This window comes from Streptomyces sp. ADMS (assembly GCF_033441795.1).
Lineage (GTDB): Bacteria > Actinomycetota > Actinomycetes > Streptomycetales > Streptomycetaceae > Streptomyces.
The window spans coordinates 17,104-34,357 of the sequence record NZ_JAVFVX010000031.1 but is presented as its reverse complement, the minus strand read 5'-3'; the positions used below and the strand labels follow the sequence as shown (position 1 = coordinate 34,357).

General features: G+C 70.4%; 18 protein-coding genes and 1 pseudogene. 13 read left to right on the top strand and 6 right to left on the bottom strand.

The features are described from left to right. Positions 1 to 57 precede the first annotated feature (57 nt). The 6 genes from RB628_RS16065 to RB628_RS16040 all read left to right on the top strand — a co-directional run bounded on the left by RB628_RS16065 (position 58) and on the right by RB628_RS16040 (position 4,674). Positions 58 to 498 carry an SRPBCC family protein gene (locus RB628_RS16065; RefSeq protein WP_318321104.1) on the top strand — a complete coding sequence of 147 codons (441 nt, stop codon included), beginning with the start codon at positions 58 to 60 and terminating at the stop codon, positions 496 to 498. 94 nt (positions 499 to 592) lie between these two features. Continuing rightward, complete coding sequence (locus RB628_RS16060; protein WP_318321103.1) at positions 593 to 1,768, top strand: ArsA family ATPase; 1,176 nt, start codon at positions 593 to 595, stop codon at positions 1,766 to 1,768. Between the two features lie 57 nt (positions 1,769 to 1,825). Next, complete coding sequence (locus RB628_RS16055; RefSeq protein WP_318321102.1) at positions 1,826 to 2,317, top strand: DUF5304 domain-containing protein; 492 nt, start codon at positions 1,826 to 1,828, stop codon at positions 2,315 to 2,317. A 160-nt stretch (positions 2,318 to 2,477) separates the two neighbouring features. Next, the gene (locus RB628_RS16050; protein WP_318321101.1) at positions 2,478 to 3,431 is read left to right on the top strand and encodes an ROK family glucokinase; all 954 of its coding nucleotides are present in this window, start codon (positions 2,478 to 2,480) and stop codon (positions 3,429 to 3,431) included. Positions 3,432 to 3,505: 74 nt separating this feature from the next. Continuing rightward, positions 3,506 to 3,715 carry a hypothetical protein gene (locus RB628_RS16045; RefSeq protein WP_318321100.1) on the top strand — a complete coding sequence of 70 codons (210 nt, stop codon included), beginning with the start codon at positions 3,506 to 3,508 and terminating at the stop codon, positions 3,713 to 3,715. Positions 3,716 to 3,918: 203 nt separating this feature from the next. Further along, positions 3,919 to 4,674: an endonuclease/exonuclease/phosphatase family protein gene (locus RB628_RS16040; protein WP_318321099.1), complete on the top strand. Its 756-nt coding sequence runs from the start codon at positions 3,919 to 3,921 to the stop codon at positions 4,672 to 4,674. A gap of 137 nt (positions 4,675 to 4,811) precedes the next feature. Here RB628_RS16040 and RB628_RS16035 read toward each other — a convergent pair whose 3' ends face one another. Beyond that, a complete protein-coding gene (locus RB628_RS16035) occupies positions 4,812 to 5,414 on the bottom strand; it encodes a hypothetical protein (RefSeq protein WP_318321098.1) in 603 nt (200 codons plus the stop codon). Next, complete coding sequence (locus tag RB628_RS16030) at positions 5,407 to 6,279, bottom strand: alpha/beta hydrolase (RefSeq protein WP_318321142.1); 873 nt, start codon at positions 6,277 to 6,279, stop codon at positions 5,407 to 5,409. Before RB628_RS16030 ends, RB628_RS16035 begins: the two co-directional genes overlap by 8 nt. Positions 6,280 to 6,453: 174 nt before the next feature. Between RB628_RS16030 and RB628_RS16025 the strand changes: the two genes are divergently transcribed. The 4 genes from RB628_RS16025 (at position 6,454) to RB628_RS16010 (ending at position 10,459) form a co-directional block, all read left to right on the top strand. Then, positions 6,454 to 7,209, top strand: coding sequence for a lysophospholipid acyltransferase family protein (locus tag RB628_RS16025; RefSeq protein WP_318321097.1), 756 nt, complete (start codon positions 6,454 to 6,456; stop codon positions 7,207 to 7,209). A gap of 118 nt (positions 7,210 to 7,327) precedes the next feature. Further along, entirely contained in the window at positions 7,328 to 8,545 is a 1,218-nt protein-coding gene (gene macS / locus RB628_RS16020; protein WP_318321141.1) for a MacS family sensor histidine kinase, read from the top strand. A 74-nt stretch (positions 8,546 to 8,619) separates the two neighbouring features. Continuing rightward, a complete protein-coding gene (locus RB628_RS16015; protein ID WP_412180666.1) occupies positions 8,620 to 9,270 on the top strand; it encodes a response regulator in 651 nt (216 codons plus the stop codon). A gap of 160 nt (positions 9,271 to 9,430) precedes the next feature. After that, positions 9,431 to 10,459 carry a 6-phosphofructokinase gene (locus RB628_RS16010; protein WP_318321096.1) on the top strand — a complete coding sequence of 343 codons (1,029 nt, stop codon included), beginning with the start codon at positions 9,431 to 9,433 and terminating at the stop codon, positions 10,457 to 10,459. A gap of 45 nt (positions 10,460 to 10,504) precedes the next feature. Here RB628_RS16010 and RB628_RS16005 read toward each other — a convergent pair whose 3' ends face one another. Then, positions 10,505 to 12,397: an anthranilate synthase family protein gene (locus tag RB628_RS16005; protein ID WP_318321095.1), complete on the bottom strand. Its 1,893-nt coding sequence runs from the start codon at positions 12,395 to 12,397 to the stop codon at positions 10,505 to 10,507. Positions 12,398 to 12,718: 321 nt separating this feature from the next. Here RB628_RS16005 and RB628_RS16000 point away from each other — a divergent pair, with 321 nt between their 5' ends. Further along, the gene (locus RB628_RS16000; RefSeq protein ID WP_318321094.1) at positions 12,719 to 14,071 is read left to right on the top strand and encodes a class II 3-deoxy-7-phosphoheptulonate synthase; all 1,353 of its coding nucleotides are present in this window, start codon (positions 12,719 to 12,721) and stop codon (positions 14,069 to 14,071) included. A gap of 176 nt (positions 14,072 to 14,247) precedes the next feature. Then, the gene (locus RB628_RS15995; protein ID WP_318321093.1) at positions 14,248 to 14,484 is read left to right on the top strand and encodes a (2Fe-2S)-binding protein; all 237 of its coding nucleotides are present in this window, start codon (positions 14,248 to 14,250) and stop codon (positions 14,482 to 14,484) included. Between the two features lie 17 nt (positions 14,485 to 14,501). Here the strand turns inward: RB628_RS15995 and bfr are convergent, their stop codons facing one another. Beyond that, entirely contained in the window at positions 14,502 to 14,981 is a 480-nt protein-coding gene (gene bfr / locus RB628_RS15990; protein ID WP_318321092.1) for a bacterioferritin, read from the bottom strand. A 185-nt stretch (positions 14,982 to 15,166) separates the two neighbouring features. Between bfr and RB628_RS15985 the strand changes: the two genes are divergently transcribed. After that, the gene (locus RB628_RS15985; protein WP_318321091.1) at positions 15,167 to 15,814 is read left to right on the top strand and encodes a sulfite oxidase-like oxidoreductase; all 648 of its coding nucleotides are present in this window, start codon (positions 15,167 to 15,169) and stop codon (positions 15,812 to 15,814) included. Here the strand turns inward: RB628_RS15985 and RB628_RS15980 are convergent. Next, positions 15,772 to 16,248: pseudogene (locus RB628_RS15980) on the bottom strand (DUF4396 domain-containing protein). The gene RB628_RS15985 and the pseudogene RB628_RS15980 sit on opposite strands and share 43 nt — an antisense overlap. Before the next feature lie 114 nt (positions 16,249 to 16,362). Then, on the bottom strand, positions 16,363 to 17,232 hold the full coding sequence (locus RB628_RS15975) for a deoxyribonuclease IV (RefSeq protein WP_318321090.1): 870 nt from the start codon (positions 17,230 to 17,232) through the stop codon (positions 16,363 to 16,365). Positions 17,233 to 17,254: the final 22 nt, after the last annotated feature.

The window sequence follows — 17,254 nt, the reverse complement described above, 5'->3', positions numbered from 1 at the left end:
TGCACATACGTGCGCACCAACCCTCCCTCACCGGACCGCATCTGGAGGACCACGGCGATGGCGGAATTCACCAGTTCGAGCATCACGATCGAGGCGGCACCGAACGAGGTGATGGCGGTGATCGCCGACTTCGCCCGTTACCCGGACTGGACCGGCGAGGTGAAGGAGGCGGAGGTCCTGAAGACCGACGCCGAGGGCCGCGCCGAGCAGGTCCGTCTGGTCATGGACGCCGGCGCGATCAAGGACGACCAGACCCTCGGTTACACCTGGACCGGTGAGCACGAGGTGTCGTGGACGCTGGTCAAGTCGCAGATGCTGCGGGCGCTGGACGGCTCCTACATCCTGAAGGCGGCAGGCGGCGGCGTGACCGAGGTCACGTACCAGCTGACGGTGGACGTCAAGATCCCGATGCTCGGGATGATCAAGCGCAAGGCGGAGAAGGTCATCATCGACCGGGCGCTGGCCGGGCTGAAGAAGCGCGTGGAGGAACCCAGGTAGCCCGCTCCTCGACGAGGCCCGTTCAGGGCCGTAGCGGGGCCCCTGGGGCGCAACCCCCAGGGGCCCCGGCGCCAGACCGGTACCGTTCACCCCCATGCGCACCATCCTCCTCACCGGCCCAGGCGGCTCGGGCCGCACCACCCTCGCCGCGGCCACCGCACTGACCGCGGCGCGCGACGGCACCCGCACCCTCGTGCTCAGCACCGACCGCGCCGACACCCTCGGCGCCGCCCTCGGCACCCCCACCGGTCCGGCCCCCACCCACGTGGAGGGCGCCCCCCACCTCACCGCCTGGCGCCCCGACGCCGCCCAGCGATTCCGCGCCGACCTCACCGCCTTCCAGGACCGCGCCGCGAACGTCCTCGGCCTCCTCGGTGCCTCCCGTCTCGACCCCGAGGAACTCACACCCCTCCCCGGCGCCGAGGAACTCGCCCTTCTGCGCGCCCTGCGCGACGCCGCGCTCTCCGACGCGTACGACCTCCTGGTCGTCGACCTCCCGCCCACCCCGCAGGCGCTCGCCCTCCTCGCCCTCCCCGACGAACTCCGCCGTTATCTGCGCCGCCTCCTTCCAGCCGAACGCCAGGCCGCCCGCGCTCTGCGCCCCGTACTCGGCCGCCTCGCCGGTGTCCCGATGCCCGCGGAGTGGCTGTACGAGGCCGCCGCCCGCTGGGACGTGGAACTGGCCGCCGTCACCGCCGTCGTCGAGGACCAGGACACCGTCGTACGAGTGGTGGCCGAACCCGGCCCGGCCGGCACCGACGCCGTACGAGCCGCCACCACCGGACTCGCCCTGCGCGGCCTGCGCGCGGACGTGCTGATCGCCAACCGCGTCCTGCCGGAACCCTCCACCGACCCCTGGCTGGCCTCCGTCACGGCCCAGCAGCGCAAGGCCCTCGACGAGTGGCAGGAGACGCACGCCCTCCACCAGGTCCCGCACCTCGGACACGACCCGCGCGGCACCGACGATCTCGCCGCCCTCCGCGCACCCGCCGTCAACCGGACCCCCGCCCCCATCGAGTGGCCCGTCACCGATCACCTCGCCGACGACGGGGTGCTCCTCTGGCACATCCCGCTGCCCGGCGCGATACGCGACGAGCTCGACCTGGTCCGGCGCGGCGACGAACTCGTCGTCACTGTCGGCCCGTTCCGCCGTATCGTTCCGCTGCCCTCGGCCCTGCGCCGCTGCACGGTGGCCGGCGCCGCCCTGCGCGACGGGGAGCTGAGGATCCGTTTCGCGCCGGACCCGGATCTGTGGCCGCAGACACGATGAACCGCGTACGTCCATTCGGGTACCGTCGGAGAGACGAACCGTAGTCAGGAGCCCGCCATGAGCGAAGAGCGCCCCACGTCCGACGACGCTCGCGGGGACGCGGCCGACGAGGCACCGTACGAGACGCCCGCCTCCGACGCCGACGCGTGGGCGAAGGCCTGCGCCGAGGACCTCGAAGCGGAGAAGGCGCGCCGCCGGGGCCGGTACGGCCCGCCGCCCGGCTCCGCCGCCGAGGAACTGCGAAAGCTCGTCGACGCCGTCTCGGACAAGCTGTCGTCCCTCCAGTCACCACTGCTCGGCGCGGTCGCCCAGGGCACCGCCCAGCAGATGGTGCAGCAGGTCGTCCAGCAGGCCAAGGCCGCCGTCGAACCGGTGATCGAACGCAACCCGGACGTCTTCGACCACCTGGCGGCCGCGGGCAACGAACTGCTCGCCGCCTACCGCTCGGCCGTCGAGTCCCAGGAACGCCGCTGGACGACCCGGGAGGCCGACCGCCGCGACCCCGGGGGCGAGGGCACCGGCTCCGGCGAACGCATCGACCTGGACTGACATCCCCCAGGTCCCCAGTCGAGTACACGTTGGAGACCCTCGTGCCGGGCTCCCCCGGGAGGGCCCACCGGGCCTGCCCACCGTGCGGACGAAGGGCACCCGGCGACAGGGCCTCGGGTACGGTTGGCCGTAGCGGGGCTCGACCGAAACTGAGGGATTCATGGGACTCACCATCGGCGTCGATATCGGCGGCACGAAGATCGCGGCCGGCGTGGTCGACGAGGAAGGCAACATCCTCTCGACCCACAAGGTGCCGACCCCGGGCACACCCGAGGGCATCGTGGACGCCATCGCCGCCGCCGTCGAGGGCGCGCGCGCCGGGCACGAGATCGTGGGCGTCGGCATCGGCGCGGCCGGATACGTGAACCGTCAGCGATCCACGGTCTACTTCGCGCCCAACATCGACTGGCGCGAGGAACCGCTGAAGGACAAGGTCGAGACCCGCGTCGGCCTGCCGGTCGTCGTCGAGAACGACGCCAACGCGGCGGCATGGGGCGAGTACAAGTTCGGCGCCGGCAAGGGCCACCGCAACGTCATCTGCATCACCCTGGGCACCGGCCTCGGCGGCGGCATCATCATCGGCAACAAGCTGCGCCGCGGCCACTTCGGCGTGGCCGCCGAGTTCGGCCACATCCGCGTGGTCCCGGACGGGCTGCTGTGCGGCTGCGGCAGCCAGGGCTGCTGGGAGCAGTACGCGTCGGGGCGCGCCCTCGTCCGGTACGCGAAACAGCGCGCGAACGCCACCCCCGAGAACGCCGAGCTGCTCCTCTCCCTCGGCGACGGCACCCCCGAGGGCATCGAGGGCAAGCACATCTCGATGGCCGCGAGACAGGGCGACGCCGTCGCCGTCGACTCGTACCGCGAACTGGCCCGCTGGGCCGGCTCGGGCCTCGCCGACCTGGCCTCTCTCTTCGACCCCTCCGCGTTCATCGTCGGCGGCGGCCTCTCGGACGAGGGCGAACTGGTCCTCGACCCCATCCGCAGGTCCTACAAGCGCTGGCTGGTGGGCGGCAACTGGCGCCCGGTCGCCGACGTCATCGCCGCCCAACTGGGCAACAAGGCAGGCATGGTGGGCGCGGCGGACCTGGCCCGGGAACCCGACCCGATCATGTGAGACACCGCTGACAGCAACGTGCCCGCCGTACCTCGGGGAGAGGAACGGCGGGCATTTTCACGCGGGGCAGGACAGTGCGCCCGACAGAGGCGCGGGGCCGTGTCATCGAGCGGCTCCGGGTCGTGTCCCGCGTCGTGGTGCAGGGGATCAAGCGCTGCGTGTTCCGGTACGAGGCCCTGACGAATTCGGACGGGCCGACAGTCCGCGAGGCGCCCTGCTGGGGCGAGTCGAACGCCCAGTCCGGCCGAGTCACCGCCCCCGGCCTGCGGATTCCGACGCCTTGATCGGCTGCACCATCCGGCTCCGCGCGGGCTCGACAAGCCACTGCGGCCGTCAGGCTCGCTGGGCCCTGGGCGGGCAGTGCGTATCCTGCGCCCCTGGTGGGCAGTTGTCGGCTCGAAGCTTGGCGGACTCGCACGGCCAACAACCCCAGCCCTCACGGCGAGTTCCCGGCATCCCCTCACCCCGCCTCCGTATCTTGACCTCCATGGCGACGAACCCCCCGCTCCCCAACCCCCGTACAGACCCCGACGGTTCCGCCGTCATCCGAGTCCTCAGCTACAACATCCGCTCGATGCGCGACGACACCACCGCCCTCGCCCGGGTCATCACCGCCTGCGCCCCCGACCTGGTCCTCATCCAGGAAGCCCCCCGCTTCTTCCGCTGGCGCAGGAAACTCGCCCACCTCGCAGCAGCCTCCGGCCAGGTACTCCTCTCCGGCGGCGCCACCGCCGCCGGTCCCGCCCTCCTCTGCTCCCTCCGCACGACCGTCGAACGCACCGAGGACGTCCTCCTCCCGCTCACCCCCGGCCGGCACCGCCGAGGCTTCGCCACCGCGGTCGTCCGCTTCGGGGACGCCCGGCTCGGCGTACTGAGCTGTCACCTCAGCCTCCACAGGGACGAGCGGTACGAGCAGTCAGGCCTGCTCCTCGACCGGCTCGCCGCGCTGGACGTACCGCACGCGGTCGCGGGCGGCGACCTCAACGAGCGCCCCGCCGGCCGCAGCTTCCAGCGCCTGGCCACCGGCCTCCAGGACTGCTGGGCCGCGGCCCCCTGGGGAGCGGAGTACACCTCGACGCCCACCGACCCGCACCAGCGGATCGACGCGATCCTGGTTACGCCCGGTATCGAGGTCCTCGGCTGCGGGGTGCCGGTGGGGCACCCGGGGGTGCGGGAGCCGGACCTGCGGGCGGCGACAGATCACTTGCCCGTGCTGGCGGCACTGCGCGTACCGGCATCCTGAGCCCGGCCCGCCGGGCGGAGTGCGACGTCGAGTGGATCGCCTGAGGGCGGCCACGGACCATCTTCCGGTCCTGCCCGTCCTCACGATCCCCGCGTCCCCGACGTCCTGGAGAGTCCCCGGAGCGGGACAACGGCAGGTCAGACCACCGCTCCCCGCCCCGGATCCTCCTCGTCGTCCTCGTCGCCCTTCATCCGCATCACCAGCGTCGCGAACCCGCCGAGGAACCCGCCGATGCCCAGCGTCGTCAGCCACCAGGTCATGTCCCAGCCCAGCAGGACGGCGAGCAGCAGCAGGAGCGGACCGCCGAGCACCGCCAGCCAGGCGAACCGGGCGGTCGTGTCGGCGGCCGGCAGCGGCGGCGGCTCCGGCGGCACGAAGTGACCCTCGTCGTCATCGTCGAAGTCGTCCTCCGACGCGCCGGGCGCCGAGTAGTCGCGCGGGCCGCTGCCGCCGACGCCCGGGGCGAAGGCGACGGAGCTGCCCAGTGGCTTCACGGGCTGCTCGTCGCCCTTGGCCACCTTGTCGGCGTTGCCCTTCGGGTCGGGCTCGCCGGCGTCGCCGGCGTCGTCGTTCGTGTCCGACTCCAGCAGTGCCAGATCCTCGACGGACTTGAACGGCTTGGCACCGGGCGGGTCCGGCGGCTCGTCGCCGTACGCGTCCACGATCGCGGCCCACGCCGCCGCCTCGTCGAAGGGCACGCCCTTCTCCTCCGGCTCGCGGCCGGAGTCGTGCTCAGCCACCCGTGGCCGTCCCTTCCTGCTGCCCCACTTGGTCTCCCTGCCGGTTCTCGCGAGGCACCCGCACATCGCCGGCACCCGGCCCCACCGAGTCGTTCGACTCCTTGGACTCCTCGCCGGCCGCGGGTGCGAGCCGGAGGACGAACGCGTGGCTCTCCTCGAAGATCCGGTCCGCATCATTGTCCAACGTCGCGACGTGGTAGCTCTGTTCCAGCACGGTCTCCGTCACGTCCGTGGACGAGACCCGGCTCAGCACCCGGGCCGAGTCGGCCGGCGGCACCACATGGTCGGCCCGGCTGTGCAGCAGCAGCATCGGCTGGGTGACCTGCGGCAGCTCGGCGTCGACCAGGCGGTAGAACGTCCGCATCGAGTGCGCCGCGTGCAGCGGAACCCTGGGGTAACCGACCTCCGCGACGCCCTCCTTCTTTATGTCGCTCACGATGCCGGGCACCGAGGGCACGAGATGACGCACCACCGGAAGGGCGTACGCGGCAAGTCCGTGCACCTTGTTCGCCGGGTTGACGACCACGATGCCGCTGATCCGGTCGCCGTACTGCGCGGCGAGCCGAAGCGTCAGCGCGCCGCCCATCGACAGACCGAAGACGAACACCTGGGTGCAGCGCTCCAGCAGGGCGCGCAGCTCGCGGTCGACCTCCGCGTACCAGTCCTGCCAGCCGGTGAGCTGCATGTCCTCCCAGCGCGTGCCGTGCCCGGGCAGCAGCGGCAGTGAAACGGTCATCCCGCGCTCGGCGAGGAACTCCGCCCAGGGGCGCAGCGACTGAGGGGAACCGGTGAAACCGTGACAGAGGAGGACTCCGACCTCCCCGCCCTCATGGCGGTACGGCTCGGCTCCAGGAAGGACCGGCACCATCGGTCTCCTGTTCATGGGGTGGGTGACTGGGGCGGGTGATCACGCGAGGAAGCACCGAGGCTTCGAGGCGTACTTCACCGTACGCGACCGCACTGACACCGACCAGGGCCGTCGGGTTCTTTGACGGTGCTGCGGGTTAAGGTCTGATCCACAGACACAGGAGGCACTCGGTTGTTGTACGGCGCGATGAAGGTTTCCGTCGGGGTACCACTGAAGGTCGCCTTCAGACCCTGGGTGGAAGGCCTGGAGAACGTTCCGGCCGACGGACCGGCGATCCTGGCGAGCAACCATCTGTCCTTCTCCGACTCGTTCTTCCTTCCCGCGGTCCTCGACCGCAAGGTCACCTTCATCGCGAAGGCCGAGTACTTCACGACGCCCGGCCTCAAGGGCCGGATGACCGCCGCCTTCTTCAAGGGTGTCGGCCAGCTCCCGGTGGACCGTTCCGGGGCGCGCGGTGCGGGCGAGGCCGCGATCAGGAGCGGTGTCGACGTCATCGAGCGCGGTGAGCTGTTCGGTATCTATCCGGAGGGCACACGATCGCCCGACGGCCGCCTCTACCGGGGCAAGCCCGGCGGCCTCGCGCGCGTGGCGCTCGCCACCGGGGCGCCGGTCGTCCCGGTCGCGATGATCGACACCGAGAAGATCCAGCCGCCGGGCAAGGTGATGCCCAAGCTGATGCGCCCGGGCATCCGCATAGGCAAGCCGCTCGACTTCAGCCGGTACCACGGCATGGAACACGACCGCTTCGTGCTCCGCGCCGTGACCGACGAGGTCATGTACGAAATCATGAAACTCTCCGGCCAGGAGTACGTGGACATCTACGCCTCGGCCGCCAAGCGCCAGATCGCGGACGCGGCGAAGGCCGAGAAACAAGCGGAGAAGCAGGCTCAGAAGGCGCGGGAGAAGGAACGGCCGGGCGCGAAGTAGCAGCATCACGGGGTGGGTTTCGGGGGTGGTGGGGGACATGGCCGTACGTGAGAAGCCCGTACGCGGGAAGTCCGGGCGGGAGAAATCCGGGCGCGAGAAGGGCGGGCGTCCGAAGGTCATGCGGATGTCGGTCGAGCAGCCGCTCTGGCGTGCGCTGGCCGGCTACCGGGTGCTCACCATGCTGTACGCGGTGGGGTTCTTCGCCACCGCCTACGACGGGTTCCAGCGTCCCTGGGTCGCCGTCGCCTACTACTGCGTCCTGTTCGTCTGGACCCTGGCCAGCCTGCCCTGGGTCGCGAACGCGGCCAGCTGCACCAAGCGCTTTCTCGCCGCCGACCTCACCATCGCCCTCACGGGCATCCTCCTCACGCCCCTCGCCGACACCCACGAACGCATCCAGTCGGGCGGCCCGACCCTGCCGTCGATATGGACCGCGGGATCCGTCCTGGCCTTCGCGATCAAGGGCGGCTGGCGCTGGGCGGCCTTCGCCTCGACGCTGGTCGCCGTAGTGAACCTGGTCGAGCGCGGCACCCCGGCCCGCGACACCGTCCACAACGTGATCCTGGTGTGGGTCGCCTCCATCGCCATCGGGTACGTCGTCGAGGTCGCCCGCGCCTCCGAGCGCACCCTCGCCCGGGCCCTGGAGATCGAGGCCGCGACCCGGGAACGGGAACGGCTGGCCCGGGACATCCACGACAGCGTCCTCCAGGTACTGGCGATGGTGCAGCGGCGCGGTGCCGTGCTCGGCGGCGAGGCGGCGGAGCTGGGCCGGATGGCCGGAGAGCAGGAGGTCGCGCTGCGCGCTCTGGTCTCCGGAAGCCTCGTACCGGAGTCACGGGCGCCGGAGCACGCGGAGTACGGGGCGCAGGGCACCGCCGTACACCCGGCGGGGGAGTCCGAGCTGGATGCGCCGGACCCGGTGGACCTGCGCACCCTGCTTGTCCCGTACGCCACCTCGACGATCACCCTTTCCGAGCCCGGCGCCCCCGTCCCGCTCGCCCGGGCCGCCGCGAAGGAGCTGGCCGCCGCGGTCGGCGCCGCCCTGGACAACGTACGAAGGCATGCCGGAGAGGGGGCCCGGGCCTGGATCCTGGTCGAGGACGAGCCGGACTCCGTCGTGGTGACCGTGCGCGACGACGGGCCGGGCATCCCGGAGGGGCGGCTCGCGCAGGCCGAGGGCGAGGGGCGGCTCGGCGTGGCCCAGTCGATCCGCGGCCGGCTGCGCGACCTCGGCGGCGACGCCGACCTGATCTCGGTGCCGGGGCAGGGCACGGAGGTCGAACTGACGGTACCGAAGGACACCAGACCGGCGCGGGGGAAGGCGGAGCGGCGATGACGGACACCGCGAACGAGGACAAGGGCATGAGTGGCAACGGCAACGGGGAAGTGGGCCAGGGCCCGATCCGGGTGATGGTGGTGGACGACCACCCCATGTGGCGCGACGCGGTCGCCCGCGATCTGGCCGAGGCCGGGCTGGACGTGGTCGCCACGGCGGGCGACGGCGAGCAGGCCGTGCGCCGTGCCCGGGCCGTGGCGCCGGACGTCCTCGTGCTCGACCTGAACCTGCCCGCCAAACCCGGCGTCCAGGTCTGCAAGGAACTGGTCGGATCCAACCCCGCCCTGCGCGTCCTGGTCCTCTCGGCGAGCGGCGAGCACGCCGACGTACTGGAAGCGGTGAAGTCGGGCGCGACCGGCTATCTGCTCAAGTCGGCCTCGACCGAGGAACTCCTCGACGCGGTGCGCCGTACGGCGGTCGGCGACCCGGTGTTCACCCCGGGCCTGGCCGGTCTGGTCCTCGGTGAGTACCGCCGTCTGGCCTCCGAACCGGCGCCGGCCGCGGGCGCCGGCGAGCCCAAGGCCCCACAGCTCACCGACCGCGAGACGGAGGTGCTGCGGCTGGTGGCCAAGGGCCTCAGCTACAAGCAGATCGCCGAACGCCTGGTGATCTCCCACCGCACGGTCCAGAACCACGTCCAGAACACCCTCGGCAAGCTGCAGCTGCACAACCGGGTGGAACTCGTGCGGTACGCGATACAGCGCGGCCTGGACGACGACGAGTAGGGCGCACGGTACCTCGCACCTCGGGGTACCCCGAGGCGCCCCGAGATCAACTCCTGAACAATTCACGGGAATTGCTCTTCCCGCATATCCCGAAGTGACCTGCATCACGATTAGCGTGACCTTCGGCAGGCATCGGGTATCCGCGGCGAAGGGACTTTCCATGCGCGTCGGAGTACTGACCGGAGGCGGCGACTGCCCCGGGCTCAACGCCGTCATCCGGGCCATCGTCCGCAAGGGCGTACAGGAGTACGAGTACGACTTCGTCGGCTTCCGGGACGGCTGGCGAGGTCCGCTGGAGGGCGTCTGCGTGCGCCTCGACATCCCCGCCGTGCGCGGCATCCTTCCGCGCGGCGGCACCATCCTCGGTTCCTCGCGCACCAATCCGCTGAAGCAGGAGAACGGCATCGCCCGCATCCGGGAGAACCTCGCCGCGCAGGAGATCGACGCGCTCATCGCGATCGGCGGCGAGGACACCCTCGGAGTCGCGGCCCGCCTCACCGACGAGTACGGGGTGCCGGTCGTCGCCGTACCGAAGACGATCGACAACGACCTGTCCGCCACCGACTACACCTTCGGCTTCGACACCGCGGTCGGCATCGCGACGGAGGCGATCGACCGCCTGCACACCACCGCCGAGTCGCACATGCGCGTCCTCGTCTGTGAGGTGATGGGCCGCCACGCCGGCTGGATCGCGCTCCACTCCGGCCTGGCGGGCGGCGCCAACGTCATCCTCATCCCCGAACAGCGCTTCGACACCGAGCAGGTGTGCGCCTGGGTGACCTCGCGTTTCAGGGCCTCGTACGCCCCGATCGTGGTCGTCGCGGAGGGCGCCATGCCCAAGGACGGTGACATGGTGCTGAAGGACCAGTCCCTCGACTCCTTCGGGCATGTGCGCCTGTCCGGCGTCGGCGAGTGGCTGGCCAAGGAGATCGAGAAGCGGACCGGCAAGGAGGCGCGCACCACGGTGCTCGGCCACATCCAGCGCGGCGGCACCCCCAGCGCCTTCGACCGCTGGCTCGCCACCCGCTTCGGCCTGCACGCCATCGACGCGGTCCGCGACGGCGACTTCGGCAAGATGGTCGCCCTGCGCGGCACGGACATCGTCCGCGTCCCGATCGCGGAGGCCACGGCGAAACTCAAGACGGTCGACCCGAGGCTGTACGAGGAGGCCGGCGTCTTCTTCGGCTGACCGCGCGCGGGGGCGCCCAGGGATGAGCCCGGGCGCCCACCCGCCTCACCCAGGGGTGCCCGCACCCCGCAGCCGCCCCATCAACTCCCGTACGACAACCGCCCCGTTAAGCGTCAGTACCGACTCCGGGTGGAACTGCACCGACGCGAACCCGGGCCCCCGCAGCGCATGCACCTCCCCGCTCGGGCTCCGGCTGACCTCGATCTCATGCGCCGCCAGCTCCCTGCTCGCCTCGTCGTCGCAGTGCGCCACGAAGCTGTTGTAGAAGCCGACGGTCTCCGCCCGCCCGAACAGATCGATCTCCGTCTGCGCGCCCTGGTAGGGCACTTCCTTCCGTACGATCTCCAGCCCCAGCTCCGCCGCGATCAGCTCGTTCCCGAGACAGACACCGAGGACGCCGTGCCGGTGGTCGCGGAGGACCTCGGCCGTCAGTTCGCGCAGGAACCGCATCTTCGGGTCGGTCAGGTCGCCCGGGTCACCGGGGCCGGGCCCGAGAACCAACGGTCCCTCGTGCCGTGCGACGGCCTCCCGCAGCCCCGGTTCGTCGTAGCGCCGCACGGTCACCTCCAGGCCCGCCGACCGCAGGACGTGCGCGAGCATCGCCGTGAACGTGTCCTCGGCGTCGACGACCAGCGCGTGCCCGGCCGGCTCCGCTCCCTCTTGGGTGGCTTCCCGCATCCGCAGCCAGAACGGCGCCAGCGAGGCCCGCCGCCCGTCCAGCGCCGCCCGCACCCGCGGATCGTCCGCGAGCCGCGGCCGTACCCCCGCCTCCGGGGCCCTCCCCGGCACGACTCCCAGCGCCGCCAGCACCCCGGCCGCCTTGGCGTGGGTCTCGGCGACCTCGCCCGCCGGGTCCGAGCCACGGACGAGGGTGGCGCCGACCGGCACCCGCAGCCGTCCGTCCGGCGCGATGTCGGCGGTCCGGATGAGGATCGGCGAGTCGAGGGTCTGGGCGCCCGCAGATCCTTCCGGCCCGCCGCCCGAATCTCGCCCGACCAGCGCCAACGCCCCCGCGTAGTAGCCGCGACCACCGACCTCGTGCCGTTCGATCACCCGGCAGGCGTTCTGCACCGGCGACCCGGTGACCGTCGCGGCGAACATGGTCTCCTTCAGCACCTCCCGCACATCCAGCGAGGACCGCCCCCGCAACTCGTACTCCGTGTGCGCGAGATATGCCATCTCCTTCAGCCGCGGCCCGATCACGACCCCGCCCATGTCGCCGACGGTGCACATCATCTTGAGTTCCTCGTCGACGACCATCGACAGTTCCTCGATCTCCTTGCCGTCGGCGAGGAAACCGAGCAGATGCTCGGGAGTGGGCCCCTCGGCCGGATAACGGTAGGTCCCGCTGATCGGGTTCATGACCACGGTCCCGCCGGACATCCGGACGTGCACTTCGGGACTGGCGCCGACGAGCGTCCGTTCCCCGGTGTGCACGACGAACGTCCAGTAGGCGCCCCGCTCCCCGACCAGCAGCCGCCGGAACAGGGCGAGGGCGTCGGCACGTCCGAACCCGGGGATCTCACCCTCGTACGTCCGCCGGATGACGAAGTTCGCCCCCTCGCCCCGCCCGATCTCCTCCCGCAGCACCCGCCCGACGATGTCCGCGTACTCCTCGTCCTCCACATCGAAGCCACCGCCCTCGACCCGCACGTCATGCGCGGGAAGCTGGGCCAGCGCCTCCGCCAGCGGAAGCTCGTACCTCTCCTCGGGAGTGAGCACCGCGAGCGGGGTGCCGTCGTCGCGGACGTCGAAGCCGCGCTCGCGGATCTGGCGGTAGGGGATCAGGGCGAGGCCCTCGTCGGGGATGTCGGCGAGCCGGTCGTACGTGGTCACCGGGCCGAGCAGGAGTTCGACCACGTCGTGATCGCGGCCGGGAGTGCGGCGGCGGAGCAGGGCGAACGGGCGGTTGTCGTGCAGGAGCCGGTCGAGTCGCATCGTTCCTCTTCCATCGTCAGTCGAGTGGGAGGAACGGCCCGGCGCGGAAGTCCGCGGAAACACCGAAGGCCGCCCCTCGGGCGGCCTTCGCGAAGTATTGCGTACGCGCAGTCAGTGGGCCGCCGAGCGAGCGGGCCACCACCAGTTCTGGTTCTGGGTCGAGTGCGCGAACATGCGACGGACCATACACCACAGGACACGGGCAGAAGCCGAACCGACCCACGGTCCGGTGGCCCCGTTCACCGGACCGAACGAGCGAACCCCGTCTCACTTGATGAGCAGGCGGATGGACGCCCGACATGACCCCGTAATGTTGGGGCCGTGACCGTGAACGCTAAGACCAGCGCGAGCGCTGGCAACACCTGGCGAGACCTGCCCGCGGCGCAGCAGCCCGAGTACCCCGACACCGAGGCTCTGCGCGCAGTTGTTGCGGAGCTGGAGTCGTATCCGCCGCTCGTCTTCGCGGGCGAGTGCGACCAGCTGCGCGCCCGGATGGCGGCCGTCGCCAAGGGAGAGGCGTTCCTCCTCCAGGGCGGCGACTGCGCCGAGTCCTTCGATGCCGTCGGTGCCGAGCACATCCGCGCCAAGCTGAAGACCCTCCTCCAGATGGGCGCCGTCCTCACCTACGCGGCCTCCGTGCCGGTCGTGAAGGTCGGCCGGATCGCCGGCCAGTACTCCAAGCCGCGCTCCAAGGGCACCGAGACCCGCGGCGGTGTGACCCTGCCGACGTACCGCGGTGACTCGGTCAACGGCTTCGACTTCGACGAGGCGTCCCGCATCCCGGACCCCGAGCGCCTGAAGCGGATGTACAACGCGTCCGCCTCCACGCTCAACCTGGTGCGCGCCTTCACCACCGGCGGTTACGCCGACCTGCGCCAGGTGCACGCCTGGAACCAGGACTTCGTGAAGTCGTCCCCGTCCGGCCAGCGGTACGAGCAGCTGGCCCGCGAGATCGACAACGCGCTGAACTTCATGCGTGCCTGCGGGACGGACCCGGCCGAGTTCCAGACGGTCGAGTTCTACTCCTCGCACGAGGCGCTGCTGCTGGACTACGAGTCGGCGCTGACCCGCGTCGACTCCCGCACCGGGCGGCTGTACGACGTCTCGGCGCACATGGTGTGGATCGGTGAGCGCACCCGGCAGCTGGACGGCGCGCACATCGAGTTCGCCTCCCAGGTCCGCAACCCGATCGGCATCAAGCTCGGCCCGACGACGACGGCCGAGGAGGCGCTCCAGTACATCGAGCGCCTCGACCCGGACCGTGAGCCGGGCCGGCTGACCTTCATCGTCCGCATGGGCGCCGACAAGGTCCGGGACAAGCTGCCCGAGCTGGTCGAGAAGGTCACGGCGTCGGGCGCGACGGTGGCCTGGGTGACCGACCCGATGCACGGCAACACGTTCGAGGCGGCCTCCGGTCACAAGACCCGCCGCTTCGACGATGTGCTCGACGAGGTCAAGGGCTTCTTCGAGGTCCACAAGGAGCTGGGTACGCACCCCGGCGGTATCCATGTGGAGCTGACGGGCGACGACGTCACCGAGTGCGTGGGCGGCGGCGACGAGATCTTCGTCGACGACCTGCACCACCGCTACGAGACGGCCTGCGACCCCCGTCTGAACCGCAGCCAGTCGCTCGACCTGGCGTTCCTGGTCGCGGAGATGTACCGGGACCAGTAGCAGATCACCAGTTGTTCCGCCTGTTACAGGCGCGTGCGTGGGGCGCGGATCACATACGATCCGCGCCCCACACTACTTTTCGGACACCTGCGAGCCGGGTAAGGTTAGGTATGCCTCACCGGCCAAACGGACATCCTTGGTCTCGGTACGGCACGACCTTTGGATCCCGTCGGGAGGTGACCCGCGTGTACGTCTGCAACTGCTTCGGAGTGACCGAGTCGCAGGTGAAGAAGCACGCGGCGGACGGCGCCTGCACTCCCCGGCAGATCGCGTCGGCCTGCAAGGCGGGCACGGACTGCGGTTCGTGCGTACGGCGCATCCAGGCGCTGCTGGGCAGGGGGGCCTGTCCGACCCGTGGGCTCGTCGACGAGGGCCAGCCGGTCCTGGCCGAACAGCTGGACGAGGCCGCCTGAGCCCTGGAGATCGGCTGTCAGCTCTCCGGCTGCTCGATGAGCTGTGCGATGTAGAGCGCCTCGCCGAGCTTCTCCACCAGTTCCAGCTGGGTGTCCAGATAGTCGATGTGGTGCTCCTCGTCCTTGAGGATGGACTCGAAGATGTTCGCGGACGTGATGTCGCCCTTGCCGCGCATGACCTCGATACCGCGCTTGAGGCGGTCGATCGCCTCGACCTCGACCTGCCGGTCCGCCTGGAACATCTCGGTGAGGGTCTGTCCCACCCGCACATGGAAGAGCCGCTGGTAGTTCGGCAGACCGTCCAGGAACAGGATCCGGTCGGTGAGCACCTCCGCGTGCTTCATCTCGTCGATCGATTCGTGCATCGTGTACTTCGCGAGCTTCGTCCAGCCGAAGTTCTCCTGCATTTTCGCGTGCAGGAAGTACTGGTTGATCGCCGTGAGTTCGGCGGTCAGCTGCTCGTTGAGAAATTCGATGACCTCGGGGTCGCCCTGCATCGCAGAGGCTCCTTCCAAGCGGGGGACAGGGGAGGTTGCCGCCGCATGATTTCACCGCCACCGAAGATCGTCCAGTAAGTGCGCACTTAGTAAGTAAGGACATGCTTAGTCCAAGTTATCCGGACTTGATGGAATGTGGACAGGCCTGGTCATGCGCACTCTCCGTGGTCTGTCAGGATGGAGTCATGGGTCAGCCGGTGGAACGTGAATCGGGAGAGCGCGGTTCAGGGGGCGCGGCGCAGCCCGAGTTGCCGCCGGGGCAGCGAGTACAGCGAGGCTGGCCGGTCACCCATTACGGGCCGGTTCCCAAATTCCGCCCCGAGCGCTGGGAGTTCAGGGTTTTCGGCGCCACCGCCGACAGCGAGAAGCACTGCTGGAATCACGACGAGTTCACGGCCCTGCCGTACGCCTCGGTCGTGGCCGACCTGCACTGCGTCACGAAGTTCAGCATGCTGGGCGCCGAGTGGGGCGGAATTCCGGCGCGTACCATCCTCGCGGCCGCGCCACCGGCTCCCGAGGTCACACACGTCATGGTCTGGGCGGAATACGGCTTCAGTTCGAATCTCCGACTGGCTGATTTCGCGTCCGACGGCGCGATTTTCGCCACCCACAAGGACGGCGAACTCCTCACCGCGGAACACGGCTTCCCGCTCCGGCTGGTGGTACCCCATCTGTACGCCTGGAAGGGCCCCAAGTGGGTGCGCGGGATCGAGTACATGACCGCCGACCGCCGCGGTTTCTGGGAGGAACGCGGCTATCACAACGTCGGCGATCCATGGCGCGAACAGCGCTACTCGTACCAGGAGGAGCCCGGGGACGGCCCCGAGATCTGAGCTCGGGGGCGGGGCCGGTGGCGGTAGTGGTGCACCACCGCGTGGCCCTCTCCGCAGCCGGTCGTCCACTTGTCGACCGGCGCAGTGATCACGAAGGCGGCGGTGCGCGCGATGGCCGGCACCCACCGGAAGCTCGCGTCCGTCAGCTCGGCGTCCATCGCTCCCGGCCAGAAGAGGATCACGCCGTTGTCGATCAGCTCCATCACGGCGACGGAGAGGGTGTCGGCGGCGAGCGCGACCCGGATCGCGGCCTTCAGGCCGACACCGGCCTTCACTGGACGCCGCGCAGAGTGAACGCGTAGCCGAAGAAGAAGGCGAGTGTGATCGCCAGGGTCGGCGTAGGTATGTCGCCCCGGCCGAGTGCGGTGCCGATCGCCTGCCGTTCCTCGCCGATGGCGCATCCGGTGAGGTTGGAGGGTGGCCTGGACGGCGATGGCGTGTGGGCTCGTGTGCGTGTGTCGCGTGCTCCATGGGTACTCCCGGTGTCACGGTTTCCCGCACTCACGAGCAATATACCCCCTGGGGGTATATTGGGTCTCCCTGATCCGTTACCCGTCCCGGAGCTTCTTCAGCCGCTCCACGTCCGCCGCGTGCCCCTCCTTCCCGCCGGGCGTCTCGATGATCAGCGGTACGCCCTCGGTCGCGGGGTGTGTCATCAGCGCGCGGAACGGGTCCTCGCCGATGTGACCCGCACCGATGTTCTCGTGCCGGTCCTTGTGCGCGCCGACCACGTCCTTGGAGTCGTTGGCGTGGATCAGCCTCAGCCGTCCCTCGCCGACCGTGCCGACGAGCAGATCGAGGGTCTGGTGCATACCGCTGGGCCCGGTCAGATCGTGCCCGGCGGCGAAGATGTGGCAGGTGTCGAGACAGACGCCGAGCTTCGGATGGGCGTCGAGCGCCTCGAAGTACGGCCCGAAGTCCCAGGTGCGCGAGCAGAGGGAGGAGCCCTGCCCGGCGGTCGACTCCAGGAGCAGCCACGGGTCGTCGTCGTGGGTGAGCTCGTCGAGCAGCGGCAGCAGATTCTCCCGTACCTGCCTGAGGGCCACGGACCGGTCCCGCCCGCCGGTCGCGCTCCCGGTGTGCACCACCACGCCCAGCGCGCCGATCTCACGCCCGCGCCGCAGTGAGTGCCGCAGCGACTCCACCGACCGCTCGACGGTCGCCCCGGTGTGCGAGCCGAAGTTGATCAGGTACGGGGCATGGACGTACGCCGGGATCGCGCCGTCGGCGCAGGCCGCGCGGAACTCCTCGTCCTGGCGGGGGTTGCCGACGGGCGTCGCCCAGCCGCGCGGGTTGGCGACGAAGACCTGCACGGTCTCGGCCAGGAGGTCGCGGGCGTAGGACAGGCCGACGGAGTGAAGACCGCCGGCCACGGGAACATGGCCGCCGACGGGGTTGCGGAGCTGCTTGCTGGTCACCCTTTCAGGGTGTCACGCGGTG

What these genes read in the sequence shown, in the direction of transcription:
- RB628_RS16065 (WP_318321104.1), top strand. Translation starts at nt 58, where the DNA reads ATGGCGGAATTCACCAGTTCGAGCATCACGATCGAGGCGGCACCGAAC.
- RB628_RS16060 (WP_318321103.1), top strand. Translation starts at nt 593, where the DNA reads ATGCGCACCATCCTCCTCACCGGCCCAGGCGGCTCGGGCCGCACCACC.
- RB628_RS16055 (WP_318321102.1), top strand. Translation starts at nt 1,826, where the DNA reads ATGAGCGAAGAGCGCCCCACGTCCGACGACGCTCGCGGGGACGCGGCC.
- RB628_RS16050 (WP_318321101.1), top strand. Translation starts at nt 2,478, where the DNA reads ATGGGACTCACCATCGGCGTCGATATCGGCGGCACGAAGATCGCGGCC.
- RB628_RS16040 (WP_318321099.1), top strand. Translation starts at nt 3,919, where the DNA reads ATGGCGACGAACCCCCCGCTCCCCAACCCCCGTACAGACCCCGACGGT.
- macS (WP_318321141.1), top strand. Translation starts at nt 7,328, where the DNA reads ATGCGGATGTCGGTCGAGCAGCCGCTCTGGCGTGCGCTGGCCGGCTAC.
- RB628_RS16015 (WP_412180666.1), top strand. Translation starts at nt 8,620, where the DNA reads ATGGTGGTGGACGACCACCCCATGTGGCGCGACGCGGTCGCCCGCGAT.
- RB628_RS16010 (WP_318321096.1), top strand. Translation starts at nt 9,431, where the DNA reads ATGCGCGTCGGAGTACTGACCGGAGGCGGCGACTGCCCCGGGCTCAAC.
- RB628_RS16005 (WP_318321095.1), bottom strand. Translation starts at nt 12,397, where the DNA reads ATGCGACTCGACCGGCTCCTGCACGACAACCGCCCGTTCGCCCTGCTC.
- bfr (WP_318321092.1), bottom strand. Translation starts at nt 14,981, where the DNA reads ATGCAGGGCGACCCCGAGGTCATCGAATTTCTCAACGAGCAGCTGACC.
- RB628_RS15985 (WP_318321091.1), top strand. Translation starts at nt 15,167, where the DNA reads ATGGGTCAGCCGGTGGAACGTGAATCGGGAGAGCGCGGTTCAGGGGGC.